13 protein-coding genes and 1 pseudogene are annotated in these 11441 nt (G+C 57.6%); 9 read left to right on the top strand and 5 right to left on the bottom strand.

The window, feature by feature from the left end:
• Positions 1-182 precede the first annotated feature (182 nt).
• The 9 genes and pseudogenes from MPN23_RS05765 (at position 183) to MPN23_RS05725 (ending at position 6998) form a co-directional block, all read left to right on the top strand.
• On the top strand, positions 183-1022 hold the full coding sequence (locus tag MPN23_RS05765) for a fumarate hydratase (protein ID WP_243546734.1): 840 nt from the start codon (positions 183-185) through the stop codon (positions 1020-1022).
• Positions 1022-1575: pseudogene (locus MPN23_RS05760) on the top strand (Fe-S-containing hydro-lyase). Before MPN23_RS05765 ends, MPN23_RS05760 begins: the two are co-directional and overlap by 1 nt.
• Positions 1576-1668: 93 nt before the next feature.
• Positions 1669-1836: a hypothetical protein gene (locus tag MPN23_RS05755; RefSeq protein WP_243546733.1), complete on the top strand. Its 168-nt coding sequence runs from the start codon at positions 1669-1671 to the stop codon at positions 1834-1836.
• Positions 1837-2141: 305 nt separating this feature from the next.
• Positions 2142-2483 (top strand): DVU0772 family protein, encoded by a 342-nt coding sequence (locus tag MPN23_RS05750; RefSeq protein WP_243546732.1) that lies wholly within the window; start codon positions 2142-2144, stop codon positions 2481-2483.
• 180 nt (positions 2484-2663) lie between these two features.
• Positions 2664-3842 (top strand): aminotransferase-like domain-containing protein, encoded by a 1179-nt coding sequence (locus MPN23_RS05745; protein ID WP_243546731.1) that lies wholly within the window; start codon positions 2664-2666, stop codon positions 3840-3842.
• A 33-nt stretch (positions 3843-3875) separates the two neighbouring features.
• Positions 3876-5585: an FAD-dependent oxidoreductase gene (locus MPN23_RS05740; RefSeq protein ID WP_243546729.1), complete on the top strand. Its 1710-nt coding sequence runs from the start codon at positions 3876-3878 to the stop codon at positions 5583-5585.
• Positions 5586-5669: 84 nt separating this feature from the next.
• Positions 5670-6065, top strand: a complete 396-nt coding sequence (locus tag MPN23_RS05735; protein ID WP_243546727.1) for a response regulator — start codon at positions 5670-5672, stop codon at positions 6063-6065.
• Between the two features lie 218 nt (positions 6066-6283).
• On the top strand, positions 6284-6655 hold the full coding sequence (locus tag MPN23_RS05730) for a hypothetical protein (RefSeq protein WP_243546725.1): 372 nt from the start codon (positions 6284-6286) through the stop codon (positions 6653-6655).
• Position 6656: 1 nt separating this feature from the next.
• Positions 6657-6998 (top strand): DsrE family protein, encoded by a 342-nt coding sequence (locus tag MPN23_RS05725; protein WP_243546720.1) that lies wholly within the window; start codon positions 6657-6659, stop codon positions 6996-6998.
• Positions 6999-7019: 21 nt separating this feature from the next.
• Here MPN23_RS05725 and MPN23_RS05720 read toward each other — a convergent pair whose 3' ends face one another.
• From MPN23_RS05720 to MPN23_RS05700, 5 genes are all read right to left on the bottom strand, one after another.
• Positions 7020-7202, bottom strand: a complete 183-nt coding sequence (locus MPN23_RS05720; RefSeq protein ID WP_243546718.1) for a DUF3955 domain-containing protein — start codon at positions 7200-7202, stop codon at positions 7020-7022.
• Between the two features lie 88 nt (positions 7203-7290).
• Positions 7291-8304 carry an ABC transporter ATP-binding protein gene (locus MPN23_RS05715; protein WP_243547355.1) on the bottom strand — a complete coding sequence of 338 codons (1014 nt, stop codon included), beginning with the start codon at positions 8302-8304 and terminating at the stop codon, positions 7291-7293.
• A 17-nt stretch (positions 8305-8321) separates the two neighbouring features.
• A complete protein-coding gene (locus tag MPN23_RS05710) occupies positions 8322-9284 on the bottom strand; it encodes an ABC transporter ATP-binding protein (protein WP_243546717.1) in 963 nt (320 codons plus the stop codon).
• 3 nt (positions 9285-9287) lie between these two features.
• Positions 9288-10205, bottom strand: coding sequence for an ABC transporter permease (locus MPN23_RS05705; protein WP_243546716.1), 918 nt, complete (start codon positions 10203-10205; stop codon positions 9288-9290).
• A complete protein-coding gene (locus tag MPN23_RS05700) occupies positions 10206-11183 on the bottom strand; it encodes an ABC transporter permease (protein WP_243546715.1) in 978 nt (325 codons plus the stop codon).
• Between the last annotated feature and the right edge of the window lie 258 nt (positions 11184-11441).

Raw genomic sequence — 11441 nt, 5'->3', positions numbered from 1 at the left:
GACGGTGCCCTATACGGGCCTGAATTGGTGGGTGGCTTTTTTATCGGAATGATTGGAAAAAGCTGGACAGCCTGCGAGCGGTTCGCGTCGGCTCGATGTGCTGCAACCATCACCCCAGGATTCGTGAATGACGACCGGCGGAGTGCATTTGCGTTCATGCTTCCGGTCCGAGGAGTTTGCTTATGAGAGAAATAGTGTATTCGGACGTGGTGGACGCTGTTGCCCGCATGTGCATGGAGGGGAACACCGAGCTGCCGCAGGATGTGCGCAAGGCACTGGAACAGGCCATGGCCGACGAGGATTCCCCGGCCGCCAAGGAGGTCCTGCGCCAGTTGCTTGAGAACGCGGACCTTGCATACGAGACCAAGTTGCCGTTGTGTCAGGATTGCGGATTGGCCGTGATCTTTGCGGAAGTCGGTGATGACGTGAAGGTGGCGGGCGGCAATCTCAAGGATGCCATCAACGACGGTGTGCGCAAGGGATATGCGGATGGCTTCCTGCGCAAGTCCGCATGCGATCCCCTGACCCGGGCCAATACCGGGGACAATACGCCTGCGGTCATCCATTTCGACATGGTGCCCGGCGACAGGATCAAACTCACCTACATGGCCAAGGGCGGCGGTTCCGAGAACATGAGCCGCGTGACCATGCTTGCTCCGGCTCAGGGTTGGGAAGGCATCAAGGATTTCGTCATCAACCGCATGGCCGAGGCCGGTCCCAATCCGTGTCCGCCCACCATTCTGGGCATCGGCATCGGCGGTACCTTCGATCATGCCGCACGCATCGCCAAGAAGGCCCTGATGCGCGAGATCGGGGACACGCATCCCGATCCGAAGATCGCGGCCATGGAAAAGGAACTCAGGGACGAGATCAACAAGCTCGGCATCGGTCCCATGGGACTGGGCGGCAAGACCTCGGTGCTGGACGTCAAGATCACGGTGGAACCCTGTCATCTGGCCAGCCTGCCTCTGGCCGTGAACGTGCAGTGCCATTCCCAGCGGCACAAGGAGGTGGTGCTCTGATGGCTGAACACAGGCTTTCCACTCCATTGACCGACGAGGACATCGAACAGCTCCGGGCCGGAGACGTGGTGTTTCTGTCCGGGACCATCTATTCCTCGCGCGATGCGGCCCACAAGCGGCTTTTCGATCTGCTCGACAAGGGCGAGGACCTGCCTTTCGATCTCAGGGGCGCGGCAATATATTATGTCGGCCCCAGTCCTGCGCCTCCGGCCGCCGTTCCATCGGCGCGGCCGGACCGACCACGAGCTATCGCATGGATTCGTTCGCACCCAGACTGCATGCCTTGGGGCTGAAGGCATCCATTGGCAAGGGCAAGCGCGCTCAGGAAGTCAGGGGCGCCATGTGCGAACACAAGGCCGTGTACTTCGGTGCCACCGGCGGGGCAGGTGCCTTGCTCTCCAAGTGCATCAAGGAGTCCCGTGTGATCGCGTTCGAAGAGCTTGGCCCCGAAGCTGTTCGCGAAATGAAAGTCGAGGATTTTCCGCTGCTTGTCATCAATGATTGCCACGGGGGCGAACTTTATGCCAAACCGAGGCTTGACACGATCGGGTAAATTGTTCACCTAGGGGGCGGACGACGCAGCCGTCCGCCCTGGTAATTTTATATTATTTCCAAGGGAAAACCTTTTATAAAAGAGGGTTTAAACATGGAACAACGCGTGAACGAAAGCTACGATTGTTACCACGACGAGAACGAGTCCCGTACCTATGTCCCGTTTCCGGGCGCCGACGAAAAGTATGAAGACGGCAAGGATTGGCGACTCTATAATCCCGAGAAATATCGCGACCCGAACTGGTCTCCTGAAAAGGAGTAACGATAAGGGGCCGTTTCGGCCCCTTTCTCTTGGCCTGCCGATCTTCTGCCTCTGATTCACGTTGTCCCGGGATTTATCCCGACTTTCGACTTCGCACCTGATCGACTTTTCCAGTACGCCTTTCCCCGTCCCGGGCGGGGAAAGGCTTTGTTGTGTCCAATTTACCGCCTGATTTGTCGATGGGGAATTTTCCGGTTTTGCGGCGTTTTTTCACGTCAGGAAAGTTGTTGACACTTGAATGGTAATAGTTATTATTAACTCAAGTTCAACATCAATTTTCAACTGTGAAAAAATCAGGAGGACTCATGGGTAGCCTGAGAAATTTCAGAAATATGGATATCGACTGGAACATGACCCCCGAGGATGCTGTGACCATGTATCTGGAATGGGGAAACAACTCGTGGCATGCCGAGCACAAGCCCGTCACCTCCAAGGCCGACCACAGTACGTATTTCGTGGTGTATGCCTGGGACGAGAAGCCCAGAGCCATACTGATCCGCAGGAATTCCGAGGAAGCCCGGGAACTGGCTGAAGTGGCTCTGCCGACTGATCTGGCACAGCGCTTTCTCGAATCGACCGGGCGCCACAAGGGCGTATATGCCCCCACGCCTGAAATCCGGTCGTGGCTTGAGCACCAGCTCAACTAGGCTGACTTGTTGCAGCACGAATTGTGCATGCTCCTCTTCCTCCTCCCGGGGCCGACATCGTGTCGGCCCCGAATTACATTCGAGATCGGCATATTGAACCGCCCGGATTAAATGGTGTTGCGTCTTGCTTCCGGGATGGATTCGGGGTATGCCCGATACTCTAGTTTGGAGGAGCTTGTTATGTCTCAGAAATTCGCCCGTCGCATGGGCTCTGTTCATCGTTCGTTCATTCGTGAAATCCTGAAAGTCACCGCCGATCCGGAAATCATTTCCTTTGCTGGCGGGCTCCCCAACCCGGCCCTTTTTCCCGTGGCCGAGATGGAAGAGGCGGCCAGCCGCGTACTGTCCAATACCGGACGCTCCGCACTGCAGTATTCCACCACCGAGGGCGATCCCGCTTTGCGCCAATGGATCGCGGATCGCTATCGTACCCAAAAGGGACTCGACGTGGGACCGGATGACATCCTGATTTCCACTGGTTCCCAGCAATGTCTTGATCTTGTGGGCAAGATTCTGCTCGACAAGGGCGACAAGGTCGTTATCGAGCGTCCGGGCTATCTGGGTGCGATTCAGGCCTTTTCCTTTTTCGAGCCCGAGTTCGTTCCGGTTTCACTGGAGAGTGACGGACCGGATCTCGAAGAGCTTGAAGCGGCATTCAAGGATGGTGCCCGCGTCTTCTACGCGGTTCCCAATTTTCAGAATCCGTCCGGCCTGAGCTATTCTCTGGAAAAGCGCAAGGCCGTGGCCGAGCTCATGGACCGCTACGACGTGGTGTTCGTCGAGGACGACCCCTACGGCGAATTGCGGTTTCTGGGCGAGCATCTGCCGCCCGTGTACTCCTTCCGCACCGGTCCGAGCCTGCTGTGCGGATCGTTTTCCAAGGTGGCGGCTCCGGGCTATCGCATCGGCTGGGTCGTGGCTCCGCAGGAAATCCGCGACAAGCTGGTCATTGCCAAGCAGGCGTCCGACCTGCACACCAGCACCTTGGCGCAGGCCATCATGCGCGACTATCTGCAGCACAACGACCTCGATCGGCATATTGAACGAATCCGCGAATGCTATGGCAGGCAGCGGGGCGTGATGGTCAAGGCCATTGAGGACTGCTTTCCCGCCAGCGTGGAGGTTACCCGGCCCGAGGGCGGCATGTTCCTTTGGGTCACGCTTCCCGAAGGTACGGTGTCCATGGACCTGTTCGACATTGCCATTGAACGGAAAGTGGCGTTCGTTCCGGGCAGACCGTTCTATGTGGACGGTTCCGGCGAGAACACGCTGCGCCTGAATTATTCCAATTCGGATGAGGACCGCATCAGGGTCGGCATCGGCCGCCTCGGCGATGCGCTCACGTCTTTCATAGGGTGAGCAGACAACCTACAAACCATTGAGGGCAAGTAGATGGCACAGCATGTTGTCGTGATCGGCGGTGTTGCCTTGGGGCCCAAGGCCGCCTGCCGGTTCAAGCGTCTGGAGCCCGGTTCCAGGGTGACCATGATCGATCAGAGCGACGTCATCTCCTACGGGGGATGCGGGATTCCGTATTATGTTTCTGGCGATGTCTCGGACGAAGTCCAGCTTCGCACCACCAGCTTTCACATGGAGCGCTCTCCCGAGTTCTTCAAGGCTGTCAAGGATATCGATGTTCGGACCCTGACCAGGGCCACCTCCATCGATCGGGACCGGAAGCAGGTGCATATTCGGAATGTGGTCACAGGTGAAACCGACGTTCTGGATTACGACAAGCTGGTCATTGCCACAGGAGCCACGCCCCGCAAGCTGGGGCTGCCCGGCGAGGACCTCGATGGTGTCAGTTACGTGTCCACTCCTCATGATGCCGTGCGCATCCGCGAGCGTGTGACCAGGGGCGAGGTTGGAAGTGCCGTGATCGTGGGTGCCGGTTTCATCGGGTTGGAAATGGCCGAAGCCTTTGCCGACATGTGGGGCATCGATACCACGGTGGTGGAAATCACCGGGCAGATCATGCCCAGACTCGTGAGCCCGGCCATGGCGCAGATGGGTCAGCACCACATGGAAGAGCAGGGTGTGCAGTTCCACTTCGGTGAGACCGTGGAGCGCATTGAGGGCGAGGATGGCAAGGTGACCCGGGTGGTGACCAGCAAGCGCACCCTTGATGCCGATGTGGTCATCATCGCGGCGGGCGTGGTGCCCAGTTCCGATCTGGCCAGGGAAGCCGGATTGAACGTGCATGATCGCGGCGGCGTATTCGTTGACGAACACATGCGCACCAGCGACCCCGATATCTATGCTGGTGGCGACTGCGCCATCATCAGGCATCTCATTACGGACAAACCGTTTTTCCTGCCTCTCGGCTCCATGGCCAATCGTCAGGGTCGGGTGATCGGCAACAATCTGGCTGGCGAGAATGCCACGTTCGACGGGGCGACCGGGTCTTTCGTGGTCAAGATGTTTGAAACATCCATGGCCGGAAGCGGTCTGTCCCTTGATGCGGCAAAGGACGCAGGGTTCGATGCCTTCAGCGTGCTGCTGACCCAGATGGACCGTGCGCATTTCTATCCGACCAAGGATCTCATGACCTTGGAACTGGTCGTGGAGAAGCCCACCCGCCGTGTGCTTGGCATTCAGGGATTCGGCACTTCGGGCGATGCAACCGTGGGGCGCATCAATGCGGTTGCCGCGCTGCTCAAGTTTCATGCGACCATTGACGACATAGCCAACATGGAGTTCGCCTATTCCCCGCCGTTTGCTTCGGCCATGGACATCGTGAATACCTTGGGCAATCTCGCGGACAATGTGCTTCGCGGCATCAATCGGGGCATGGGACCGGACGGGTTTGTCGAGCTTTGGAACAACAGGGATGCGGACGATTGCTTTTTTCTGGATTGCCGGGAGCTGCCCAATGCGGAGCCCTGCATGGAGCGCAACCCCGGCCGGTGGCACAACGTGCCTCAGGGCGAGATTTACCAGCGGCTGGACGAAATCCCCAGGGACAAGCGGATCGTGCTGGTGTGCAACACCGGTGCGCGTTCCTATGAAGCGCAGATCATGCTGGATGCCAGCGGCTACGACGACGTGGTCAATGTGCAGGGCGGCATGGCTGCCTTGAAAAAATACGGCGTGGAAATCTGATCCGCCGTTGAGTCAGGTTGAAAAGGCCGGGCTGCCAAGGCGCGGTCCGGCCCTGCTTCATCATCGCCCATCCGGAGTCATGCAGTGCGAGTCCTGATTGTCGACGACGACGAAAGCGTTCACCTTTATCTGGACATGGTGCTTTCCCGGTTTGCGAATTGCGATTTCGCGTTTTCCGGGCCAAAGGCATTGGAAATGTTCGATGCTGCCCATGTGGTTGAAAAACCGTATCATGCCGTGTTCATGGATATTCTCATGCCGGGCATGGATGGGCATCAGTGCGCCGAACTGATGCGGGACCGCGAGGACCGTCTGGGCATTGAGGAGCGCGATCGGTTCAAGCTGGTCATGATTACCGCTCTGGTGGATGACGCCAACGTTAGCAGGGCGTTTTTTCGCAGCCATGCTTCCTGCTATCTGGTCAAACCCTTTGAAAAGGAACATATCCTTGAGGAACTCAAGGCGAATTTGATTCTTTGAGTTTCTTCTCCTTTTCGTTTTCATCCTTTTTTTCGCACATTGGCAGGGAAGGTCTTTCCTGAAATGCGAACCACGGGCTTTTGTCCGGTTCGCGATTTCAATGGCGTTGCCGTCCCTTTTTCCTTTGAAAAAGGGGACGGCAACGCCGTATTGCAAGGCCTGTTGGCAGTCTGGGCAGAACTTTCTGTCCCGAATGAGTTGAATCAACCGGAATTTCAATGACAGACAGTCAGATTTCAAGAGTCGACTACCAGAAGATCATGGTCATTCTTTCCGAGAAGCGGACTGCGCATACCACGCTCCGTTCCGGGATTGCGGTTTGCGCTTTTTCCATGACCATCATTTCCTTCCTGATAGCCCTTGGTTTCGGCCATCAGTTCGCGTCGAGCACGATGGTGCTCGTCTTTTATCTGTTTTGCGCCGCAATGCTTTTTTTCGGCGTGTACCTGATTCGGCGCGGACTGGTGCGAATAGCTTTTCACGACCGGATGCTGACAAGAATTCTTGATCGGAATCCGGAACTCGCTTCCGTTTTCTACAGCAGGGAGCGAGCCGACAACCTTCAAAAAAACAATGCTGAGGATGATTAGCATGGATCGGAAGATTCTTTTTCACGTCGACAAGGGCCCCGAGGACTTGAATATTGCCATCAGCAATGTGGGCAATGTCTTCAATGCGTTGAGCTGCGAGGAATGTTCGCTGGTCATGGTTGTCAACGGTCCGGCGATCAGATTCATGAAAAAGGACGGGGAACATGCCGAAAAGCTGGAACAGCTTGCCAGGAAGGGGCTTTCGCTGCGGGTGTGCAACAATGCCCTGAATGGTTTCAACATCCTGCCCGAAGAATTGAATGCGGCCTGTGAAATCGTGCCTGCCGGAATTCTGGAAATTGCGGACTTGCAGCGCGAGGGATTTGCCTACATCAAGCCGTGACTGGTGGATTGCGGGGAACTGTCAACGGTTGCGGAGTCCTTTGCGTAGCAGGCTGGCAAACGCGATGACAGCTCCGGCCAGCAGGCAGAGCCAGCCGAGCGGGATCAGGGCGAAAGGTTCATGAAGAATGCCGTTGTCGTCCACATTGGAACCGACAAGCCGAAAGCCCGCCATGCAGGCGAAGCCAAGGCTGAAAAGAGGCAATGACACTTTCCATGAAATCGGTTTGCCGAGCATGTTGTGATCCTGTCTGAAGAAAGGCCCATCCGGATGGATGGGCCTTTTTCAATGGCTATATTCTGCCTTCCTCGACGGCGTGGCAGGCGAGCTGCACGCCGGATTCGAGCTTCTGGTGCTTGGGGATTTCCGTGTGGCAGCGTTCGTTTGCATGCGGACAACGTCCATTGAAAACGCAGCCGGGCGGCAGGTTGATGGGGGTGGGCACATCGCCGGACAGACGAATGTGGTCCCCGGCCGTGCCGCCGAGTTTGGGGATCGCGGAAAGCAGCGCCTGCGTGTAGGGATGGCGCGGATTGTGAAACAGTTCCTTGACCGGACCGAGTTCGCACAGGCAGCCGAGGTACATGACTGCCACACGGGTGGAGATGTGTTCCACCACGGACAGGTCGTGGCTGATGAACAGGTAGGTCAGGTTGCGTTCGGCCTGTGCATCCATGAGCAGATTCAGAATCTGTGCCTGAATGGACACGTCCAGAGCGGCAATGGGTTCGTCGGCCACGATGAATTCCGGGCCGAGGACCAGTGCGCGGGCAATGGAGATGCGCTGGCGCTGGCCGCCGGAGAACTCGTGCGGGTAGTTGCCTGCCCAGACCGGATCGACGCCCACCGCGCTGATGACTTCGGCCACGCGGTCCTTGACTTCGGCTCGGCTCATTTCCGGATGATGGAAGCGCAGGGGTTCTTCGAGAATCTGGCGGACCGTCATGCGCGGGTTCAGGGATGCGTAGGGGTCCTGAAAGACCATCTGCATCCTGGTGCGGTAGGGCCGTCTGGTGGAGCCGCTGAGCTGATCGATGCGCTTGCCCCGGTAGAATATTTCGCCCCGGTTGGGGTGATACAGGCCCATGACCGTGCGCGCCAGTGTTGATTTGCCACAGCCGGATTCGCCCACCACGCTCAGGGTTTCGCCTTCGTGAACGTCAAGAGTGACGTGGTTGACGGCCTTGACCACGGTCTGCTTGCGGGTGAGCTTGCCACCGCGCAGCGAGAGTTGGTCAAGAAACGAACCGGATATGTCGAAGTGCTTGTCGACGTCGTTGATATGCAGGATCGGTTGTTCGGACATGCTCATGGGAATCCTTCCTAATCCCTTTCAAAGCACGCCACATGCGCGCCGGTTGCCAGTTCCCGCAGGGCGGGAACCTCGTGTTTGCACCGTTCGAGGCGGATGGGACATCGCGGTTCGAACGGACAGCCCGTCGGCATGTTCAGCAGCGAGGGCATCATGCCCGGAATCTGGTTGAGGCGATTGGAGCCTTCGGCCATCTGGGGCAATGCCCTGAGCAGACCCTGTGTATAGGGATGCTGCGGGTTGTTGATGATCTGTTCGGTGGGGCCGATTTCCGCGACCCGGCCGGCATACAGCACGGCGATGCGCTGCGTGACCTCGGAAACCACGGCCAGATCGTGCGTGATGAGGATCAGGCCCATGTTTTCGGTTTCGCAGAGCTCCAGCAGCAGGTCCATGATTTCGGCCTGAATGGTCACGTCCAGTGCGGTCGTGGGTTCATCCGCAATGATCAGGCTGGGCGATGTGAGCAGAGAGATCGCGATGACGATGCGCTGACGCATGCCGCCCGAGAATTCGTGCGGGTACTGGTTCAGCCGTTTTTCCGGAGAGGGAATGTAGACCTTTTTCAGTTTTTCCAGACAAATGGCCTCTGCCTCTGCCTTGGAAACCTTCATGTGCGCGAGTACGGTCTCCCGCATCTGGGCCCCGATGGTCAGGACCGGGTTCAGGGTCATCATGGGGTCCTGAAAGATCATGGATATCCGGTTGCCCCTGATCTTGCGCATTTCGTCGTAGGAATACTTGGAAATGTCGTGTCCCTGAAACATGACCTTGCCGGATTCGATGTACCCGGGCTTGGAGATCAGGTTGATGATGGAGAAGCCGAGTACGGATTTTCCGGCTCCGGATTCGCCGACAAGCCCCAGACGTTCGCCCTTGTGTATCGAAAGACTCACGTCCCGCACGGCACGCAGGGTGCCGGTGCGCAGGGCGAAGTCCACGTTGAGATTCTGTATGTCGAGTAGCTGTTCCACGTTTTACCCCTTGTAGAGCTTGGGGTTCAGGAAGTCCCTGACCCAGTCGCCGAGCAGGTTGATCACCAGAATGAGACCGACCAGCAGGATGCCCGGGAAGATGGTGATCCACCAGGAACCGGAGAAGATGTACTCGAATCCGGCGGTGATGAGAGAGCCAAGGGACGGTTTGGTGATGGGCATGCCCAGACCGAGAAAGGACAGGGCCGCTTCGGACATGATGGCGTTGGCCACCTGCACCGTGGAGATGACGAGCACGGGAGACAGGGTGTTCGGCAGAATGTGCCGCCACATGATTCTTCTCTTGGACAGGCCGATGACGCGTGCGGCTTCCACGTATTCCTTCTTCCGTTCCGCCAGCACGGATGCACGGACCGTGCGCGCGTACTGGGGCCACTCGGCCAGACCGATGATGATGATCAGCAGGGGAACGGCCACGTCCTCGTAGCTGGCGATGCCGAATGCGGTCTGGAAAATGGCGCCGATGAAGATGGCGACCATGTATGTGGAAAAGGAGAGCTGCACGTCCGCAATGCGCATCAGGATGTTGTCCAGCTTGTGGATGTATCCGGAAAGCAGACCGACCACGATGCCGATGAATGCCTGAAGCGCCACGGCGCCGACGCCGATGATGATGGATACGCGCATGCCGTAGAGCATGGTGGACAGGATGTCGCGTCCCTGCGCGTCGGTGCCGAGCAGGAAGTTGGACGATCCTTCAGCCATCCATGCGGGCGGAAGTTCCGCATCCATGATGTCGATGGTCGTGGTGTCGTACGGGTTGTGCGGAGCCAGAATCGGCGCGCCGAACGCGGACAGGAAGAGCACGACAAGAATGGCGAAACTGATGTAGGCCATGGGGTCGCGCAGAAAACTGTAAAGGAAATAGGATTCCCTGAAACGTTGCCATTTGGATCGCATCTATTTCCTCCCTGCCACGCGAACTTGCGGGTTGACCAGGCCGTAGATGAGGTCCACCGCGGTATTGACCAGAACGAAGATGAAGCCCACGAACACGAGGTAGGCCACCATGAGGGCGGTGTCCGCGCGTTCCACGGATTCGATGAACATGGAGCCCATGCCCTGCCAGTTGAAGACCGTTTCCGTGAGAATGGTGAAGGCCACCATGATGCCGAGCTGCACGCCGCCCACGGTGATGACCGGGAGCAGGGTGTTCTTGAAGGCGTGGACGAACCAGACGCGCCACGGGCGGATGCCCTTGGCCCAGGCGTACTTGACGTATTCGCTTTCCAGAACTTCCATCATTTCGGAACGAATGAGACGGATGAAGAGCGGCAGCATGATGGAGGACAGGGCAATGGACGGCATGAACAGGTGCTTGAGCCCGTCCCAGGTGAGCAGACCCGTTTCCCAAACGCCGAACAGGGTGATGGTCTCGCCCCGGCCGAATGATGGTAGCCATCCCAGTTCCACGGAAAACAGGTAGATCATGAGAATGGCGGTGAGAAACACGGGCATGGACACGCCGATGATCGATCCGCCCATGACGAGCCGACTGAAAAGTCTCTTGGGTTTGATGGCTGCGTAGATGCCCAACGGGATGGAAAGGAGGACGATCAGCAGGGACGAGGTCATGACCAGTTCGAGCGTGGCCGGAGCCTTGCGCACGATGACGTCCAGAGCGGGCTTCTTGAAGAAGTAGCTGCGTCCCAGATCGCCGTGCACCGCGTTTTTGAGAAAGCGGCCGTACTGGATCACGAACGGGTCGTTTAGGCCGAGCTGGTCGCGAATCTGCGCCCGCTCCTCGGGCGTGATGCGCTCACCAACCAGCTCTCGCACCGGGTCGCCGAAGTTGTGCTTGATGGCAAACCCGATGAAGCTGATGATGAGCATGACCAGCACGGCTTGCATAATTCGTTTTACTGTGAAGGCAAACATGGTCTCTCGATTTGTTGTAAACGGCCTGACAATTCAGGAATCCGCTTCACCTTGCCGGGGAGGCTGCTTTGCGAAAAAAGGCCGGAAGGCCCTCCGAAGCTGATGCGGTGAACAGAGTGCAATCCTGGAACGAATTTCCACTGTCGCCTGTTAAGATCCCCAAACCTATGACAAAAGCGTGACAGGGAAACTCCGTGAAGTGTTCGGCCTAAAGGGGAACACCCGAAAGATCGGGGTTCCCCTTTAGTGTTATTTCCG

It is taken from the genome of Pseudodesulfovibrio tunisiensis, assembly GCF_022809775.1.
Lineage (GTDB): Bacteria > Desulfobacterota > Desulfovibrionia > Desulfovibrionales > Desulfovibrionaceae > Pseudodesulfovibrio > Pseudodesulfovibrio tunisiensis.
This window is presented reverse-complemented; position numbering and strand designations above follow the sequence as displayed.